At 68.4% G+C, this 18,678-nt stretch carries 18 protein-coding genes; 7 read left to right on the top strand and 11 right to left on the bottom strand.

Annotated elements, in window-relative coordinates; translation table 11 throughout:
* Positions 1–7: 7 nt before the first annotated feature.
* The gene (locus tag AC1D1G_RS20895) at positions 8–760 is read right to left on the bottom strand and encodes an SDR family oxidoreductase (protein ID WP_283331555.1); all 753 of its coding nucleotides are present in this window, start codon (positions 758–760) and stop codon (positions 8–10) included.
* 88 nt (positions 761–848) lie between these two features.
* On the opposite strand from AC1D1G_RS20895, the gene AC1D1G_RS20900 reads away from it, so the two are divergent.
* The 4 genes from AC1D1G_RS20900 to AC1D1G_RS20915 all read left to right on the top strand — a co-directional run bounded on the left by AC1D1G_RS20900 (position 849) and on the right by AC1D1G_RS20915 (position 6,340).
* Complete coding sequence (locus AC1D1G_RS20900; protein ID WP_477953534.1) at positions 849–2,282, top strand: dihydrolipoyl dehydrogenase family protein; 1,434 nt, start codon at positions 849–851, stop codon at positions 2,280–2,282.
* Positions 2,283–2,346: 64 nt separating this feature from the next.
* Positions 2,347–3,876, top strand: coding sequence for a carboxylesterase/lipase family protein (locus AC1D1G_RS20905; RefSeq protein WP_477953535.1), 1,530 nt, complete (start codon positions 2,347–2,349; stop codon positions 3,874–3,876).
* Positions 3,873–5,339 (top strand): carboxylesterase/lipase family protein, encoded by a 1,467-nt coding sequence (locus tag AC1D1G_RS20910; RefSeq protein ID WP_283331558.1) that lies wholly within the window; start codon positions 3,873–3,875, stop codon positions 5,337–5,339. Before AC1D1G_RS20905 ends, AC1D1G_RS20910 begins: the two co-directional genes overlap by 4 nt.
* Before the next feature lie 98 nt (positions 5,340–5,437).
* Complete coding sequence (locus AC1D1G_RS20915) at positions 5,438–6,340, top strand: SDR family oxidoreductase (protein ID WP_283354053.1); 903 nt, start codon at positions 5,438–5,440, stop codon at positions 6,338–6,340.
* A gap of 6 nt (positions 6,341–6,346) precedes the next feature.
* On the opposite strand, the gene AC1D1G_RS20920 is transcribed toward AC1D1G_RS20915, so the two are convergent.
* Positions 6,347–6,724: a VOC family protein gene (locus AC1D1G_RS20920; protein WP_280784131.1), complete on the bottom strand. Its 378-nt coding sequence runs from the start codon at positions 6,722–6,724 to the stop codon at positions 6,347–6,349.
* 145 nt (positions 6,725–6,869) lie between these two features.
* Between AC1D1G_RS20920 and AC1D1G_RS20925 the strand changes: the two genes are divergently transcribed.
* Positions 6,870–7,967 (top strand): CaiB/BaiF CoA transferase family protein, encoded by a 1,098-nt coding sequence (locus AC1D1G_RS20925; RefSeq protein ID WP_283354054.1) that lies wholly within the window; start codon positions 6,870–6,872, stop codon positions 7,965–7,967.
* A 51-nt stretch (positions 7,968–8,018) separates the two neighbouring features.
* Here AC1D1G_RS20925 and yczR read toward each other — a convergent pair whose 3' ends face one another.
* Positions 8,019–9,503: a MocR-like transcription factor YczR gene (gene yczR, locus AC1D1G_RS20930; RefSeq protein WP_280784133.1), complete on the bottom strand. Its 1,485-nt coding sequence runs from the start codon at positions 9,501–9,503 to the stop codon at positions 8,019–8,021.
* Positions 9,504–9,565: 62 nt separating this feature from the next.
* Here yczR and AC1D1G_RS20935 point away from each other — a divergent pair, with 62 nt between their 5' ends.
* Positions 9,566–9,778, top strand: a complete 213-nt coding sequence (locus AC1D1G_RS20935) for a hypothetical protein (RefSeq protein WP_283331562.1) — start codon at positions 9,566–9,568, stop codon at positions 9,776–9,778.
* Here the strand turns inward: AC1D1G_RS20935 and AC1D1G_RS20940 are convergent.
* Positions 9,751–11,289 (bottom strand): alkaline phosphatase D family protein, encoded by a 1,539-nt coding sequence (locus tag AC1D1G_RS20940; RefSeq protein WP_280784135.1) that lies wholly within the window; start codon positions 11,287–11,289, stop codon positions 9,751–9,753. The genes AC1D1G_RS20935 and AC1D1G_RS20940 overlap by 28 nt on opposite strands.
* A gap of 32 nt (positions 11,290–11,321) precedes the next feature.
* Here AC1D1G_RS20940 and AC1D1G_RS20945 point away from each other — a divergent pair, with 32 nt between their 5' ends.
* Positions 11,322–11,915: a methylated-DNA--[protein]-cysteine S-methyltransferase gene (locus AC1D1G_RS20945; protein ID WP_411194565.1), complete on the top strand. Its 594-nt coding sequence runs from the start codon at positions 11,322–11,324 to the stop codon at positions 11,913–11,915.
* Here AC1D1G_RS20945 and AC1D1G_RS20950 read toward each other — a convergent pair.
* From AC1D1G_RS20950 to AC1D1G_RS20980, 7 genes are all read right to left on the bottom strand, one after another.
* Positions 11,851–12,282 carry a racemase gene (locus AC1D1G_RS20950; RefSeq protein ID WP_283331564.1) on the bottom strand — a complete coding sequence of 144 codons (432 nt, stop codon included), beginning with the start codon at positions 12,280–12,282 and terminating at the stop codon, positions 11,851–11,853. The genes AC1D1G_RS20945 and AC1D1G_RS20950 overlap by 65 nt on opposite strands.
* Before the next feature lie 20 nt (positions 12,283–12,302).
* Positions 12,303–12,809, bottom strand: coding sequence for a 2-oxo-4-hydroxy-4-carboxy-5-ureidoimidazoline decarboxylase (locus AC1D1G_RS20955; RefSeq protein ID WP_477953537.1), 507 nt, complete (start codon positions 12,807–12,809; stop codon positions 12,303–12,305).
* A complete protein-coding gene (locus AC1D1G_RS20960; RefSeq protein WP_477953538.1) occupies positions 12,802–14,100 on the bottom strand; it encodes a 2-isopropylmalate synthase in 1,299 nt (432 codons plus the stop codon). Before AC1D1G_RS20960 ends, AC1D1G_RS20955 begins: the two co-directional genes overlap by 8 nt.
* Entirely contained in the window at positions 14,087–15,598 is a 1,512-nt protein-coding gene (locus AC1D1G_RS20965; protein WP_283331567.1) for a chlorohydrolase family protein, read from the bottom strand. Before AC1D1G_RS20965 ends, AC1D1G_RS20960 begins: the two co-directional genes overlap by 14 nt.
* Positions 15,595–17,058 (bottom strand): amidohydrolase family protein, encoded by a 1,464-nt coding sequence (locus AC1D1G_RS20970; protein WP_477953539.1) that lies wholly within the window; start codon positions 17,056–17,058, stop codon positions 15,595–15,597. The genes AC1D1G_RS20965 and AC1D1G_RS20970 overlap by 4 nt, the downstream gene beginning before the upstream one ends.
* Entirely contained in the window at positions 17,055–18,035 is a 981-nt protein-coding gene (locus AC1D1G_RS20975; protein ID WP_477953541.1) for a sugar phosphate isomerase/epimerase family protein, read from the bottom strand. The genes AC1D1G_RS20970 and AC1D1G_RS20975 overlap by 4 nt, the downstream gene beginning before the upstream one ends.
* Positions 18,032–18,678: sugar phosphate isomerase/epimerase family protein (locus tag AC1D1G_RS20980; protein WP_477953542.1), on the bottom strand; the 647-nt coding region annotated here is incomplete at its 5' end. The genes AC1D1G_RS20980 and AC1D1G_RS20975, both read right to left, overlap by 4 nt.

Here is an 18,678-nt window from a genome sequence, read left to right on the forward strand (position 1 = left end):
GTCAGTCCTACACGAACCGGGATGTCCATGCATGAGGAAGGAATCTCAATGCGAGGTCGATTCCTCGCCATGTGATTCCGGGTAGCGCAGCGCGGTTCGTCTCCTTCTCGATGGCCGCGACCATCGCATCGACGCCGTCGTCGAGGGTGGCCGTCATCTTGGCACTGTCGCCGGCCCTGCCCGACATGTCGGTGGCGATGTACCCGGGCAGCAGCGTGGTCACCACGATCGGACTCTTCGCCAGCTCCGCGGTGAGCGCCTCGCCGAGGGCCGACACTCCCGCTTTGCTCGCCGAGTACGCCGCCTTCGGGCCGGGCAGACCACGATCGGCACTGATCGAGGACACGAGCACCAGGTGCCCGGCGTTCTGTTCGCGGAAGATGCCGAGCGCCGCCTCGCACTGCGACAGGGCACCGACGAAGTTGGTGCGGACGGTGGCGAGATTGGCGTCGGCCCGGCCCGTTCCGATCCGGGCCCCTTTGCCGAGTCCGGCGTTGACGACGACGCGGTCGAGCCCGCCCAGCTCGGCGCGCAGTTCCCCGAAAACGCGGATCACCGCGTCATGGTCGGTGACGTCGAGTTCGCGGATGGCGACGGTGATCCCGGGATGCGCCGCCCGCAACTCGTCACGCACGGACTCGAGCCGCTCGACGCGTCGCGCACACAGCGCGAGGTCTCGTCCCTGGGCGGCGAACCGGCGAGCCATCTCCTCGCCGAGTCCCGAGCTGGCCCCGGTGATCAGAATCTTCTGCCGTCTCATTCCGCCACACTATCTACCCGCGGGTAACAACGCGAGGGGCCCGCCTGAACCTCTGACATCCACCACCGACCGGCTTACGGTTACAGGTATGACTGACTCGGGGAGCGGCGCGGAAGAGTTCGATGTCATCGTGATCGGAGGCGGCCCCGCCGGTGAGAACGCGGCGAGTTACGCCATCGCGGGCAGCGACCGCACCGCGGCACTGATCGAACACGAACTCGTCGGCGGGGAATGCTCCTACTGGGCGTGCATGCCCAGCAAGGCACTGCTGCGTCCCGGTGAGGTCCTCGGGGCGGCGCGCAACATGCCCGGGGTGTCGGCCGGTCCGCTCGACGTGGACGCCGTGCTGGCGCGACGCGACTCGTTCACCGGCAACCACGACGACTCCTCGCAGGTGATGTGGGCCGACTCGCAGGGGATCGACGTCATCCGCGGATCGGCACGCATCACCGGGGACCGCACGGTGACGGTCGGCGAGTCCCGCCGGTTGCGCGCCCGGCACGCCGTCGTGGTCGCCACCGGGACGACCGCCGCGGTCCCCGACACCCCCGGCCTGCGGGCGGCGTTGCCGTGGATCTCGCGGGACGCCACCAATTTGAGAGAGATTCCGCGCCGGGTCGCGGTGATCGGCGGCGGCGTCGTGGCATGTGAGAGCGCGACGTGGCTGCTGGACCTCGGTGTCGAGGAACTGACGATGGTGGTGCGCGGCCGGGCACTGCTCCCCAAGAACGAGCCGTTCGCCGGCGAGCGGGTGGCCCGCTCGCTGGAGAAGAAGGGTGCGCGGATCCTGTTCGGCGCGGACCTTCGCGGCGTCGAGCGGGCCGACGCCCGGGACACGGGGATCGGCCGCATCCACGGCGGCCCGGTGACGCTGGACGTGGCGGGACAGGAGCCGCTCGTCGTCGACGAGGTCGTCGTCGCGACCGGGCGCACGCCGGCGACGGCGGCGCTCGGCCTCGACGCGCGACTGCTGAACTCCCACGGATACCTCACCACGGACGACCACCTGACGACGGCGGACGAATGGTTGTACGCCGTCGGCGACGCCAACGGCCGCGCGCTGCTCACTCACATGGGCAAATACCAGGCCCGCGTCTGCGGCGACGTGATCGCCGCGCGCGCCGAGGGCAGGCCGCTGGAGGGGGCCCGCTTCCGGGCGACCGCCGATCACGGCCAGGTTCCCCAGGTGGTGTTCGCCGACCCGGAGGTCTCGGCCGTCGGGATCACCGAGAAGGAGGCACGCGACGCCGGCGTGGACGTGGAGACCGTCGAGGTCGACATCGCCGTCGCCGGCTCGTCACTGGCGCGCGACGATTTCAGTGGTCACGCCAAGCTCGTGATCGACCGGGCCACCGACACCCTGGTCGGGGCGACGTTCGCGGGCACGGATGTCGGCGAGCTCATCCACGCCGCCACCATCGCGCTGGTCGGGAAGGTGCCGCTGGACACGCTGTGGCACGCGGTCCCGTCGTACCCGACGGTGAGCGAGGTGTGGCTGCGGCTGCTGGAGGCGCGGCGCTGAGCTGAACGGAACACCGTCGGCGGAGGTAAAAGCCCCCTCAGGCGGTCTCCGTATAGTTTCCGACATGGCGTCTGACACTCTCACAACCGACACGCTGGTGAGGACGACCGCAGGGGTGGTCCGTGGCCGGCGCGTCGGCGACCTGGTCGCGTGGCGGGGAATTCCCTACGCGGCTCCCCCGGTCGGGCCGCTGCGGTTGCGCGCACCCCAGCCGGTCACGCCGTGGTCCGGTGAGTTCAACGCCTCCGAATTCGGCGACGCCGCCGTGCAGCACAAGAAGTTCACCGCTCTCCGGCCAGGCAAGTATCAGCCGTCCAGCGAGAACTGCCTGACGCTCAACGTGCTGGCCACGCCCGGCACGTCCGGGGCACGCCCGGTGATGGTGTTCATCCACGGCGGCGCGTACACGCTGGGCATGTCGGCGACCGCGCTCTACGGCGGACAGTCGCTGGTCCGCCGCGGTGACATCGTGTACGTGTCGATCAACTACCGCCTCGGATCGCTCGGATACCTCGACTTCACCCAATTCTCCACCTCCGAACGACCTTTCGACTCCAACCTCGGACTCCGCGACCAGGTCGCCGCACTCGAATGGGTGCAACGCAACATCGCCGAATTCGGCGGCGACCCCGACAACGTCACCGTCTTCGGCGAATCCGCGGGCGCCAACGCCGTCACCACACTCATGACCACCCCCGCCGCGAAAGGACTGTTCGCGCGGGCCATCTCGGAGAGTTCCGCCCCCGGCCTCGTCACCACCGCCGACCGCGCCGCCCGGTGGGCATCCGACTACGTGACGCTGCTCGGGGCCGAACCGGACACCGCCGCAGAGGCCCTCGCCTCGTCACCGGTCGGCGCACTGGGCCGGGCCGGAAATCGTCTCGGCGCGAAAGTGCTGTCGGAGACGCCGGGACTGCACCCGTTCGGACCCGTGATCGACGGCGACTTCCTGCCGAAGCCGCCGCTCGACGCGTTCGCCGACGGCTCGGCGCACCGAGTACCGCTGATCATCGGTACCAACGCCCGCGAGGGCACCCTGTTCCCGAAACTCCTCGACGCGCTGCCGACCGACCCCGACCGGATCGGGCGGATGTTCGCACTCACCGACCCCGGCGCCGAGGCCCGCGTCACCGCCGCGTATCCCGGCTACCCGGCGCCGGACGCGGCCACCGACCTGGGCGGCGACCTCACGTTCTGGAAGCCGTCGATCGAACTGGCCGAGGCCCATTCCGCGTTCGCCCCCACCTTCAGCTATCGTTTCGACTTCGCTCCGCGCGCCATGAAATGGCTCGGACTGGACGCCACACACGGATTCGAGTTGTTCGCGGTGTTCGACATCGCCGACACCCTGATCGGCCGCGGCCTCACCCTGCCGGGCGGTCGTCGCGGGCTCAAGGACGTGACGGACACCGTGCAGCGGCACTGGCTGCACTTCGCCTCGCAGGGAACACCGTTGGCGTCGTGGCCGCAGTACGACACCGATAGGAGGGCAACACTCGTGTTCGACACCGTCACCACCGTCCAGGACGATCCGCGCCGGGAGCGCAGGCTGGCCTGGGAGGGGTACCGGGGCTATTACGGGCAGGGCCTGTGAGCGCTCTCGAGGTCCACACCGAAGCCGGCGCCGTCGGAGGACGCCGGATCGACGACCTGACTGCCTGGCGGGGTATCCCCTACGCCGCTCCCCCCGTCGGGCCGCTGCGGTTGCGGGCCCCGCACCCGGTCGAACCGTGGTCGGGGGTCCGGCGGGCCTTCCACTTCGGGTCCCCCGCACCGCAGGGCGATGGGACCGACGAGGACTGTCTCACCCTCAACGTGCTCGCCCCCGGGTCCACATCCGAGTCGCCGCGACCGGTGATGGTGTTCATCCACGGCGGCGCCTACTCCGGCGGGTCTTCGTCCTCGGCGCTCTACAGCGGCGAATCGCTGGTCCGCCGCGGCGACATCGTGTACGTGTCGATCAACTACCGCCTCGGATCGCTCGGATACCTCGACTTCACCCAATTCTCCACCCCCGAACGACCTTTCGACTCCAACCTCGGACTCCGAGACCAGGTCGCCGCACTCGAATGGGTGCAACGCAACATCGCCGAATTCGGCGGCGACCCCGACAACGTCACCGTCTTCGGCGAATCCGCGGGCGCCAACGCCGTCACCACACTCATGACCACCCCCGCCGCGAAAGGACTGTTCGCGCGGGCCATCGCGGAGAGCCCTCCGGTGGCGTCGGCGTACCACCCCGAGCGGGCGGCGCGGTGGTCGCGCGAATTCCTCGAGATCGCCGGGGTCCCGCTCTCCGAGGCCGCGACGTGGCTCGCGACCGCCGACCCGGCCGACTTCGTCGAAGCGGGGACGACACTGGCGCACCGGGGCGCCGACGAGGAACCGGGAACCCGCGCGTTCGCGCCCGTCGTCGACGGCTTCTTCCTTCCCACGCATCCGCTCGACTGCTTCGCGTCCGGTTCCGGGCACCCGGTTCCGCTGATCATCGGCACGAACCGCCACGAGGGCAGGGTCTTTCCCCGGTTCCTGAACATCCTGCCCACCGATCCCGCCCGGATCGACAAGATGTTCTCGCACGTGGACGCGTCGGTGAAGGAACGGGCCATCGCCGCCTACCCCGGTTATCCCGGGAGGCGTGCGGCCGCGGACCTCGGCGGTGACGTCACGTTCTGGGAACCGTCCGTCCTGTGCGCGCAGGGTCACACGACCGTCGCACCGACCTACAGTTACCGGTACGACTTCGCACCCCGGTTGCTTCACATCCTCGGGCTGGGCGCCACCCACGCGACGGAGATGTACGCGGTGTTCGGGCTGACCGGGCCGTGGGCGCGGCTGCTCACCGCGCTCGGGGGCCGCCGCGGGTTGCGGGCCGTCACCGACACCGTTCAGTCGCACTGGCTGCATTTCGCCCGGCACGGGACCCCGGCACCCGGATGGCCCCGGTACTCGCCGGAGCGCCGCGAGACGCTCATCATCGACGCGACGAGCCGGGTGGAGAACGATCCGCTCGGTGAGCGTCGACGCGCCTGGCTGGGGTACGAGCACCGACGCTAGCCGGCGGCAGTCGCGGGCGGATTCGCGGTGTTTTCGTTCCCCGGTGCGACCCTCCCGGTTGCCCTAGTCTCGTAGAGACCTGCATTCGGGAGGCGAGAATGACCGAGTCGAACGATCTCGCAGGCCGCACCATGGTGGTCACCGGTGCCACCTCGGGGCTCGGCCTGGAGACCTGCCGCCAACTCGCACGCCGCGGGGCCACCGTCGTTCTGGTCGGCCGGGACCAGGACAGGATCGACGCGGTGATCGCCGAACTGTCCGAGAACACCGACCGCGACCGGCTGAACTCGGCGCTCGCCGACCTGTCCTCGCTCGACCGTGCACGCAGGCTGTCGGAGGAACTGCTGCACCGGTTCCCGCGGATCGATGTGCTGGTGAACAACGCGGGCATCGACGTGGGGCATCGTCAACTGACGGTGGACGGCTTCGAAGAGATGTTCGCCGTGAACTATCTCGCGCCGTTCGTGCTGGCGACGTCGCTGGCTCCGGCGATGGCGCAGGCGTCGACCGCCGACGCCGCCGGTTACCGGCATCCGGCACGCATCGTCGACGTCAGCTCGTCGGGACATCGCGGCGGGCACCTCGACTTCGACGACCTCGACGGCACGAAGGACACGTTCCACGGCCAGCGTGCGTACAACAACTCCAAACTCGCCCTGACCCTGTTCACCCGCGAGTTGGCGCGCCGGTCCGATCCGGCGAGGCTGGTCGTCAATTGCGCCGACCCCGGGTTCGTCCGCGGCACCTCCCTCGGGCGGGGTCTGTTCGGCTACCAGGTGGTGGGGACACTCCTGACCCCGTTCGCGTCGGACGTCGCGAAGGCAGCGGACACGGTGGTCTGGACCGCCACCGCGACGGAGAGCGGCAAGTTCACCGGCGAATACGTCAAGGGCTGCAAGGTTGTTCACCCGAGCAAGGACGCACGTGACGCCGAACTCGCCGCGCGGTTGTGGGACGCCACCGAGGCACTGCTCGCCGGCCGCGGTGCGGCCCGCCGCTGACGCCGGTCAGTTCGGTTCCTCGAAGAGCGACAGCACGTTGCCGTGCGGGTCCCGGAACCACGCGACGCGGATGCCGTCCGGGGCGCGCCAGGCGGCGTGCTCGTCCTGATCCATGCCCGGGTACTCGGTGAACTCGATGCCCTTGCTGCGCAGTGTTTCGACGACCTTGTTCAGGTCGCCGACCTTCCACCCCAGCACCGTGTACCCGGTGTCGGCCTTCGCCTGCACCAGCGTGACCCGGAGCAGGGAGCCGTTGCAATCGAGGGCCAACGCGAACTCGTCCCGTGAGACGAGCGTCAGCCCCAGGGTCTCCACGTAGAACATCTCCGAGACGTCCAGATCGGTGCTGGCCACGAAACTCACGAGCTCACCCTGAAGACTCATGAATCAACTGTGCCCCGCGCACCCGCGGGCAGGCAAGAGCGCGGGCTCACTGACGGCGGTATCCCGTGACCCGGGGCACACGGACCGAGGGTCGCAAGTTAACGTCGATTCGACAGGTTGTCTCGTACCGGAATGAGGAACTCGCGTGTCTGCTCCAGTTACAGAGAAGAAGGGCCCCCTCGCGGGCATTCGCGTCGTCGAATTCGCAGGCCTCGGACCGGGCCCGCACGCCGCCGCCCTCCTGGCCGATCTCGGCGCCGACGTGGTGTGCGTCCAGCGTCCCGGAGTGATTCCGCCGGACGGCCCGTACGACCAGATCCAGCGGGGTCGTCGCGTCGTCGAGGCCAATCTGAAGGACCCCGAGCAGGTGGAGAAGGTTCTCGGTCTGATCGAGCGCGCGGACGTCGTGATCGAGGGCTTCCGCCCCGGTGTCACCGAGCGCATGGGCCTGGGCCCGGACGTCTGCCTCGGGCGCAACGAGCGACTCGTGTACGGACGGATGACGGGCTGGGGCCAGGAGGGCCCGCTGGCCAGCGCGGCCGGGCACGACATCAACTACATCTCGCTGACCGGTGTCCTGCACGCCATCGGCCGCAAGGGTGAACGTCCCGTGCCGCCGCTGAACATGGTCGGCGACTTCGGCGGCGGTTCGATGTTCCTGATCTTCGGGATCCTGTCGGCGCTGGTGGAACGCCAGTCGTCCGGCAAGGGCCAGGTCGTGGATGCGGCCATGGTCGACGGCGCGCTGGCCCTCTCGCACATGATGTGGGCGTTCCGCGGCCGCGGCGTCTGGTCCGACGAGCGGGGTGTCAACCTGCTCGACACCGGCGCGCCGTTCTACGACACCTACGAGACGTCCGACGGCAAGTACATGGCCGTCGGCTCGATCGAGCCGCAGTTCTACGCTCTGCTGTTGCAGGGCCTCGAACTCGACCCCGCCGAACTGCCGCAGCAGATGGACATCTCGGCGTGGCCGCAGATGAAGAAGGTCTTCGCGGAGAAGTTCCTGTCGAAGACCCGCGACGAGTGGGCCGCTATCTTCCTCGGCACCGATGCCTGCGTGTCGCCCGTGCTGACGTTCGCGGAGGCGCCGTCCAACGAGCACATCGCCGCCCGCGGATCGCTGATCGATCTCGACGGCGTCACGCAGCACGCCCCGGCGCCGCGGTTCTCCCGCACCCCGGCCGGCGTACCCACCCCGCCTGCCCGCGAGGGCGTCGACATCGACACCGTCTGGACCTGACCCCCACGTGAGTGGCGATGCGTGTTCCGGCACKCTTCGCCACTCACGTGCTCAGACGACGAGGGACGGTTCCGCGAGCTCTCGGTCGACGGCCAGCGTCTCGTACGCTGCCGCGATGCAGTCGACACCGCGGCGCAGTTCGTCGGACGTCCGCGCGTACGGGAGCCGGACGAACCTCTCGAACGCGCCCTCCACCCCGAACCGCGGTCCCGCCGCCAGCAGCACCCCGAAGTTGGGGGCCGTCGCGGCCAGCGCCGTCGACACCGGCGCGGGCATGCGCAGCCACAGCGACATTCCTCCCGAACCGATGGTCGGGACCCAGTCCGGCAGGCGGTCGGCGAGAGCGTCGAGCATCGCGCTCCGCTGTTCCCGCAGTTCCGCCCGGCGCCGGGCGAGGACGAGTTCGTCGTCGGACAGCAGATGCGCCGCCGCGAGCTGGTCCATCACCGGCGTGCCCAGATCGACCGCGGCCCGCGCCCCGGCGAGCCGGGTGATCAGCGCCGGATCGGCGCGAATCCAGCCGACGCGCAGCCCGCCCCAGAACGACTTCGCCGCCGACCCGATCGTCACGACTTCCGACTTCGCGGCTCCCCTGCCGTGCGCCGCGACCGGCCCCGGTGACGGTTCGTCCAGCCACAGGTCGACCATCGTCTCGTCCACCACCAGGGTCATGCGGGTGTCGCGCGCGATCCGCGCCAGTTCGGCCCGCCCGGACGCGTCGAGGCACAGTCCGGTGGGGTTGTGGAAGTCCGGGATCAGGTACGCCATCCGGGCCGCGGTCTGCCGGGCGGCGCTGCGGATTCCGTCGAGATCCCACGCCCCGGACGCACCGCCCTCCGGACGGACGGGCACCGGGACCGGACGCGCACCGACCCTGCGGATCGCCTCCAGCGCGTTGGGGTACGTGGGGTGATCGACCAGCACCCGCTCCCCCGGCGCCGTGAGCACGTTGAGGAGCAGCCGCAGCGCGTGCTGAGCACCGGAGGTGACCATGATCTGCTCGGGCGAGGTCTCCAGCCCCCGCGCCCGGTAACGCGCCGCGATGACGTCCCGCAACGCGCCGATCCCCACCGGCTCCATCCCGTGAGTCGGCAGGAACTGCGGAAGCGATTGCAACGCATAGGCGTAGGCCTGCTCGACCGCTTCCGCGGGCGCGGCCATCGCGGCGTAGCTGAGGTCGACCACCGAGCTGTCGGAACCGGGCTGGTGCGCCCGGAACATCAGCCCGTTCTGCCGTGCCCCCAGCGGCAGCGCGACGGTGCTGCGCGACCCCTGACGGCTAATGAGATACCCCTCGTCCCGGAGTACCGAATACGATGACGTGATCGTGGTCCGGCTCAACTCCAGCATCGACGCCAGTTCGCGCTCGCTCGGCAGCGCGACCCCCAGCGGGATGCGGCCGTCGTGCACGAGTAACCGGATCCCGTCGGCCAGCGCCCGGTAGGCGGGCCTCGCGGCCGACCGGCGGCCGCTGTCGTCCTGCCAGTTACCGAGGTCCCTGGCCAGGGAGCGTGCACCGAGTACGCGAGTCATCATGCAGTCCAGTATCAACCTCTTGGCTATTCAACTCAAAGCCAGTTCTGGCGAGGCTCGAATCCATGACGACACTGATCACCCTCGCATGCATGGCTCTCCTGGCCGCGGCGGTCGCGCACTACGGTCCCAAAGAGGGAGGTAAGGGCGTGTTTCGCCTGGAGCAGTTCCGGATCGGCGCCCCACTCGGCGGGATCTTTCCCGACCAGTCGAGCAGTCCAGAAGATCCGGACTGGCCTTCTCCAGGCGATCAGCGCGCCGGCGGCGGCAGCAGCTGACTGAACAGCACCGTCCCGGCCGCGTCGAGGAGGTCCACCCGCAACTCCGACGTCTGCCCGTCGATGAACACCTCCCCGAAGTGCTGGTATCCGTCGAGCGGCGACGAATTGGGTGCGGGCGGCGCGTGCACGAACACGGCCTCGGGGCCGAACGTGGCGTCGAGGTCGTTGGGACCGAAACCGCCCGCGTTGAGTGGACCGGAGACGAACTCCCAGAATTCGTCGAAATCCTTGTACGCGGCGCGGTCGGGCGAGTACCGGTGCGCGGCGGTGTAGTGCACGTCCGCGGTGAGCCACACCGTCCCGGTGATCCGTCCCGCCTTGATCGCCGACAGCACCTGGGCGATCTCGGATTCCCGGCCCGACGGCTGACCGGGCTCCCCGTTCGCGACGCCCTCGAACGCGGTGTCGCCGTCCGGGACCACCACCCCGAGCGGGAGGTCGTTGGCGATGATCTTCCACGTCGCCGTGGACGCACCGAGTTCCCGGATCAGCCACTCCTTCTGGGCTGCACCGAGAATCTGCCCGGCCGCACCGGTGTTGACTCCGTTCGCGTCCTTGTAGGTGCGCATGTCGAGGACGAACACGTCGAGCAGTGGGCCGTATCCGATCTTGCGGTACACACGACCGTCGACCGCGTCGGCCGGCTCCACCGGCAGCCACTCGTGGTACGCCTGGAATGCCCTCTGTGCCAGCACGTCCACGTTCTTCTCCGTGTACGCGTCGAGGTCGAGGACCTCACCGGGGTACCAGTTGTTGACCGTCTCGTGGTCGTCCCACTGAACGATCTGCGCCACAGAGGAATTGAACCTGCGGTAGTTGTCGTCGGTGAGGTTGTACGCGTACTGGCCGCGGTACTCGTCCAGCGTCTGCGCGACAACGCTCTTCGCCTCGCTGACCGTGTTCCGCCACACGCGTCCGTCCGGCAGCGTGACGGACTCCTTCAGCGGACCGTCGGCGTACACGACGTCGCCCGAGTGCAGGAACAAGTGTGGGTCGCGCGCGGCCATCGTGTCGAAGATTCGCATTCCGCCGATGTCCGGATTGATTCCGTATCCCTGACCCGCCGTGTCCCCGGACCACTGCAACCGGATGTCGCCTGCGGCGCTCGGAGCGGTGCGGAATACACCCGTCACCGCCTCCGAGGTGGCGCCGTCGTCACCTTCGAGGGTCACCCGGTAGTGCACCTGCTGCCCGGCGGGTAGTCCGGTCACACGCAGCCGCCCGGTGCCGTCCGCGTCCGGGGTGAGCAGTCCACCCTCGAATCGCACCGGGTCGGTGAAGGACTCGGTGGCCGAGGTCTCCACGATCATCGTGGCGGGACGGTCGGACCTCGCCCAGACGAGCGCACCGTCTGCTCGCACGTCACCGGCCGCGACACCGTGCGTGAGGGTGGGTCGGTCACGGACCAGCGACGGACCCGCGCTGCCGGAGTCGGAGCACGCGGCAGCGGGCACGGCCAGCAACCCGAGTGCGGTGGAGCGGAGCAGGGCACGGCGGGACAGATACACGAAAACATCTCCTCGGTCGGCGAGCTTCGAGGATGCCGAACCGTGGTCAACGGAAGGTGAACGTCGGATGTGGGAGGCATACTGGATTGGTGACCACAGGAATCGCCCTGTTCGACACGGCCCTCGGCACCTGCGCCATCGCATGGCGGGCCGCCGGGATCGTGGGTGTGCAATTGCCCGAAGGTTCCCCCGAATCCACCCGGCAGCGTCTCGAACACTGCTTCCCGGATGCGGTGGAGCACCAGCCGCCTGCGCCGGTCCAGCGGGCCATCGACGGGATACGCGAACATCTGGGCGGCGCACTCGACGATCTGCGGTGGATCGACCTCGACTTCGAGGGAGTCCCCGAATTCGACTGCACCGTATACGAACTCACCCGCGCAATCGACCCGGGCACCACACTCACCTACGGTGACATCGCGGCGGAACTCGGCAAGCCGGGGGCCGCGCAGGCCGTCGGTCAGGCCCTCGGCCGCAACCCGCTGCCGATCGTGATCCCGTGCCACCGCGTCCTCGCCGCAGGCGGGCAGGTGGGCGGCTTCTCCGCCGGTGGCGGCACGCTCACCAAGCGCGAACTACTGGCCCTCGAACACGCTCCGGGGTTCGACGACCCGGTGCTGTTCTGATCAGAGGCTGCGGGTCGCCGACGAGTTCACGCGCCAGCGCCGCGGCCGCCGCCATCCTGTCGCCGTCGGGAACCCGGAGGGTCCGGACCACCCGCTGATCGACCCCGGTCACCCTGGCGCATCCCAACACGAACGCCTGCCCGCCGGCGACGATCGCCCGCTCCACGGCATGAACGAACGCGTCGACCGTCGACCGCGGGTCACCCTCGAACACCCAGACACCGAGATCCGTCGACACCACCGCCACGCACCTGCCTGCGTCCGGCCGGTCGTGCCCGAATGCCTCCAGGACGACGGCCGCTGCATGGAAGCTGTCGTACCACCGGGCGGCCGGCACCCGGGTACTCGCTTCGACAGTCCTGATCATCGGCTCGAATGTATCGCAGTTCACCCCGGCCCTTCACACAGCGCGATCAACGTCGCGATCCTCCCCTCTCCGATCGCGACCATGTGGCGCGTGGCGACAACCAACTCGTCGGCTCGGTCGTTGGTCACCCTTCGGTCGATCTCCGCCAGGATGCTGTCGAGGGTGAGCCCCTTCGCCGCGATGACGACCGGAAAGCCGAACCGAGCGCGATACCGGGACTCCCGCTGGCGCAGGAGGGTGAGTCTCCCGGCCGAACTGGCGACGAGTGCACCGTGCTCGGCAGCGGCATGAGCCGAGTCGGGAGGGGCCGAGAGCGGAAGATAGTTCTCCAGTGCCGCCGCGACGTCGTCGAGTGTCATGGACCGCCACGCGGCCGCCGCCGCCGCGAGGAGGTCCTCACGGTCGGCGTACGGGCGTGCGGACAGCACCGCGGTTGCCCAGGTCCGCGACGGCGTGCAGATCAACAGCTTTTTCTCCAGAGCGGACTCGTCCAGGGCGTTGAGTGTCACGACGGCAGTGTCAGGCATGGGCGCTCGCACGCCGATGAAGTGCGAGGCTTTCCTCCGCCACCCGGGCCGCTTCCCCGGCCGTCAGCCAGCGTGGATAGGACGTCACCGCTGCCACCGCGTCGTCCAGAGCGGTGCGGACGAACGCGATCTCCTCCGCGTCGGCCTCGAGTCCGAGCGACCGCAGCAGCACGTCGGCCATACGGTCGGTGGTCAGGCTGTCCCACACCCATTCCTGCCGACCGCCCACCACTGCGGGGCTCACGCACGACGAGACGGGCGGGAACACATCCGGTCCCCCGGCGATCGCAGCGATGACGTCGCCGGGCATGTGCTTGAGGTGGGCATATCCTCCGACCACCGGCTTGAGCGGCGGCAGGCTCACCGAACTTTCCGTCGCGACGAGTTGCGCCAGGGAGGTCAGCTGTTCGACGTGGATCCCGGTGTCCACTCCGTAGAGCACTTCGAGAGCGAGAACCACCTCTTCCAGCGCGGCGAAGCCGGCGCGGTAGGACATTCCGGACACCGACACGTCCGGGCTCGCGCCTGCCGTTGCGGCCGCGATGGCCGTGGCGGTGCCGAGACCGAAGTCGTCGTGTACGTGCATCGTGATCGGCACGTCGTCGACGAGGCGCTCCCGGAACGTCCGCACGAACAGTTTCATCGCTTCGGGGCCGAGACTGCTGGTCGAGTCCATCAGATCGAGGCGCCGCGCACCGAGTTCGACGGCGACGTTGCAGGCTGCCACGAGATCGTCGAAGTCGCGGCGGCCCACGTTGGCGAGTGTGATCGTGACGTCGCAGCCCAGCTCACGCAGGTACTCGAAGAACTTCTCGAGATCGCGGTACTGACGTGAGCGGGCGGCAGCCGAGGGTGCCGGGACGATGCCCGGTGCGAACGTGCGCACTCCCCATTCGTGCAGTTGATCGACGGTTTCCTTCATGCCGACCTGCTGGTAGTTCTCTCCGTCCGACAGCAGGGTGTCGGCGTACACATTGAGCCGGAATCCGAAGTCCCGGGCGGCGACGGCGCGAACGAGCGCCGCTTCGCGCGGCATCGGTGACGCTCCGCCACCCCAGTTGATGTTGAYGCTCTCCTCCCGGATCCCCGCGGCACCGAGCGCCGCGGCGATCCGCACGAATCCGTCCATCGACGTGGTTGCGCCTGCGGTGAAGAGCGTCTTCCGCAGAGTGCTGTCGATCAGCGCGAACGGTGAAGGCCAGTCGAACTGTGACTGGACGGTGGCGTCGAAATTGAACGGGCTGACCCAGTGACTGCCGTCGACGAGGTGGGAGTGCTCAGGATTGATCATGYGAATACCCCTTCGGTGTCGTGGTTTTCGTGGTTTTCGTGATGTCGGGGAATGTCGGCGGAAAGAGTTCGGCCGACGGTCTGCGTCGGTGGTCTCGTTCGCTGTATGCCGCTCTCATGCGTTCGAACAGGACCTGCGCGTGAGCCTGCAGCCGCGATTGGTCGGCGCCGAGGACGACGCCGTCGACCATGACGGTGCTACCTGCGACCACCGTCCGGCGGACGTCGCGGGCCGATCCGTTCATCGTGAGAGTGCGAAGTGGATCGTCGCGGACACCCATGGCGAAGTCTGCGAGATCGACCACGATGAAGTCGGCGCTCGCTCCGGGCTGCAGGCGTCCCAGATCCGGTCTGCCGAGGGCACGAGCACCGCCGATCGTCGCCGAACGGATGTAATCGGCTGTGGCACCCGCCGAAAGTGATCCGTCAGCCCGTTTCGCGAGATGGGTCCCGTAGTCAATTCCGCGGACGAGGTCCGGGGGAAACGAGTCGGTTCCCAGAGCGAGGTGGACACCCGCCGTTCGATACCGGTCGTACGACTCCAGCACCGCCCCGTATCGAATGGACGTCATCGGGCAGTGCACGATCGTGACACCCGCCTCCGCCAGGCGCCGCAGGTCGGCCTGCCCACCCTGACCGCCCGGTGCCCCGAGATGGATGCCGTGGGGCACCAGCAGACGCGTCTCCAGAAGTCCGGACGTCTCGAGGAGTTCGACGGGGCGCATCCCGTACCACTCGTCGAGCAGCGCCAACTCCACCTCACCCTGCATGCAGTGCAGTCGCACCACCGTGTCGCGGGCGATCGCCACCTGTGCGGTCGCCGCCATCAGTTCCCTTGTCAGCGTCTCGATCCGGCAGGGCAGGAGAGCGCCGTGCACAAGATCGCCGCCGTGGTCGGCGGCATGATCGAGGAAGCGCTCGGCGTCCCGAAGCCCGGCTCGGCCCCGTTCCTCGTCGAACAGCACCGACCGGCGTCCACCGTCGACGACGTTGACACCGGACCTGTAGGCGGGACCGAGGTATCCCCGAATTCCGAGACGCTTCGCGATCCGAGCCACCTCGACCATGTCCTCATAGGTCTCCGCCCACTTGCTGTGAGACTCGGAGGCGATCGGCATGAAGGTGGTGATTCCGTGCCGAAGAAGCTGCGACAGAGCGTATTCGCGGATGACGGCACGCTCGGGTGCGTCGAATACGTCGCGCCGCCCCGATCGGAAATAGTCGGCCGACCACTGCAGCCCGAGTGCCAGATCGGGTGTCGCCCAGGAATCGAGCAGCGCGTGATCGATGTCTGCGAGCGCATCGAGGTCGATGAATCCCGGCATGATCAGAGCATCACCGCAGTCGACCGTCTCGTCGACCGGGCCGTCCCATCCCCGTCCCGCGTGCAGGATCCGCGCGCCCCGATAGACGATCTCTCCGTCGGAGACGAGCACGTGGTCGCCGTCACGATAGGCCAGGATGTGGGCCGCCGTCATTCTGACCACAGGTTCCGTCATGGCACCGGCACCTCGATCGGCCCGTCGAATTCACGCCTGTTGCTTCGCCATCCGGGATCGGTGAGGTGGTGCGCCAGGCCGGCGCGTTCGACGAGCAATCGGGCGTGCCGGTCCCCCTCGTCCAGCGCCGCCGTCTCGTCGACTCCGCACACGATGCGGTCTTCCATGACCACCCTTCCCCCGACGATCACCGTCTGCACGTCGGCTCCGGTCGCCTCGTAGACGAGGCGATGCACCGGCATCCAGTTGGGTACGAGATGCGGCTTGCGCATGTCGAGAATCGCGAGATCGGCGCGTTTACCCACTTCGATGGATCCGATGACGTCGGCCATTCCGAGGACCGCCGCAGCATCGATCGTGATCATCTCGAGCAATCGACCTGGTGGCAGCAGGTAGGGATCGTCGGCGAGAAGTTGATTGGCGGCCTGAGCGGCGCGCGCGGCCTGCAAGAGGTCGAAGGGACGGCGCGGCGACGAACCGTCGGTGGTGATCGCAACGGTGATGCCTGCCTGCAACATCTGAGGGACCGGCGCACGTCCTCCCGGTGCATGGCCCACGGACGTCCCGGTCTCCGCCAGGATCGCGACCTCCTCGGCAGACAAACCCGTGCAGTGTTGCAGATGGATGTCCGGCCCGAGGAGCGCGTTCTCCCGATCCTTCGCCGCGAGCCGCACCATGCCACCGAAGGCATCCGAGTGGATGCGGACACCCCAGCGCTCCGCCGCCTCCCTGACCCGGCGCGCCTGGTAGCGATCGTCCTCGGTGAGATGGGTGGCGACGTCGGGTCGCGACGGGTGGGACGGATCGACCGAAGGGACAATCGTGAAGGGTGTCAGGAACACCGACGTGAGATCGCCCTCGTAGCCGTTCACCGTCTCGATCACCGATTCCGCGCCGGACAGCAACTCGTCGAATCCGACCTCACGTCGACGGGGAACCCCGCCGGACCACTGCGTGACCGGATGGGGCAGCGGCAAACCCGCCGGCCCGACACACACGACGTCGCGTATTCCGACCTCCCGGTAGGCGCGCGCGTGAGCAAGTGAGATCTCGGGATCGTCACTGCGGGGCTGTGATCCCATGACACTGACTCCGCACGTCACTCCGGCGCGGACGCGCTCGAGCGCGGACACGAGCCCGTCGTGATACCAGTACTCCGGTGTCGTCGCGTGGAAGTACGCAGGTGTGACGGTGCGCATCCAGAACGTCGGGCTGTCGCATCCCAGCGTCTTGATCAGCGAGTGGCCGGCGTGACCGTGGGCGTCGACGAGCCCTGGTATCACCAGCTTGCCCCGGCAGTCGATTCGGCGGACGGACGGATCCGTGACGGCGAGGAGCGCCTGGCTGTCACCGACCGCGCTGATGAGGCCACGGTCGATCAGGACGGCGCCGTCCTCGATGATCCGGCGTTCACGGTCCACGGTCACGACTGTGGCCCCGTGCAGCAACATCGCGGTCATGCCGCCGTCCCGCGCGTCATCGTCGCCAGTTCGGACAGCGCAGCCCGCAGTCGCGGCGCTGTTGCCATCACCGGAGGCCGGTCGGGCCGCGCCCGGGACGACAGTATCGAGAGTTCTCTCAGTGAGACGTCGCTGTTCTGCAGCAGCCACCGTTCGTCACACACCGGCATCTCGAACTCTCCGCGGTGCAGGTCGACGAGGACCGGCGCGCTGGAGCCTGCGCCATCGACGATCCGGAAGATCGCTCCCCAGTCGATGTCGCCCTGACCGCCCGGGCACAACCGTCGCGCGAGACCGCGACCGGTGAAGGTGATCCACGCGTCGTCGTAGTGAATCCGGGCGACGTGCGGGGCGAGCCGGGCGGTCGCCAGCTCCGGATCCTCGCCTCGCACCGGCAGGTTGACCGGATCGAGGCCCACCGCCAGATGGTCGGAGCCGACGGCGTCGATGAGCTGGAGGATTTCGTGTGACGTGATCTCCTCGTGCGTCTTGACCGCGAGTTTCAGGCCCAGGTCGGTGAGCACCGGGGACAGGTTCCGATACAACTGCGCCGTGGCGTCGAGCTGCTCAGGCCACACGACCGATGCGTCATAGCGGTCGTCCAGCATCCCCACGACGACCTGGACGTAGTCGGTGTCGAGTTCCCCGATGGCCGTCAACGCCTTGCTCAGTCCCGCCACCAGATCGCCTCGCCCTGCCTCGCGGAATCGCGTGGTTCGTTCGGCATGCCCGGCGGACACCATTCCCAGCGCGCAGCTCAGCCGGACACCGAGTGAACGTCCGTAGTCGGCGAGTGCCCGAAAGGCGGTCGGATCGAGCGCGGGCGAAATCGCAAAAGGAGAAGCGAACTCCACGTGCCGTAGACCGAGACCGGACGCCGTGCGGATGGTCTCCCGAGGGGTTGATTCCTCGCCCAGCGCACGCGCGCACGCTCCGATGTCCCGGCGAACGGTGCCGACGTCGTCGCCGACGATCACCGCGCCGACTCCGCGAGATTGCCTGCCTTCGTGTCTGATTCGACGGGAAGATCGTGTTTCGCACACACACTCCGCACGTGGTCCGCACTCGACCTGATGTACGACACCGTCTCCGCGTAGCCATACGGCAGCGCGGCATAGCTGGCGTTGTCGATCCGTTCCCCCGACCTTATCTGCCGGTCGTACGACTGCACCATGTCCACGTACGCCGCCATCTCCTGGACCGTCAGATCGGGGTGGCCGTCGAGGAATTCGGAGTCGAACGCTTCGATGAGCATCATCCGCCGGGGACGCGGCAGGTCGTCGAGCGACTCGTCGTTCTCGATCGTGAGATTGAGCGCCGGATTCGCCGCCGCGAGTACCGGCAGTATGCGATCGAAGTCGACGACGCCGGTGCCGCATGGGCGCATCTGATAGGCGAGACCGCCCTCGGTGTGGGTGATCGCGGCGTCCTTGATGTGTGTCTGACGCACGTACGGCGCCAGCCGTTCGGCCGCCCAGACAGGATGTTCGAGGCGTTGAAGCACGTTCGCGGTGTCGAACACGACCCCGACCACGTCCGAGCCGGCCGCCTCCACCAGCCGGACGAGTTCGAACGACGTGATCTCCTCGTGTGTTTCCAGGTTGAGGTGGATACCGAGGT

Source organism: Rhodococcus sp. P3_B8, assembly GCF_056402775.1.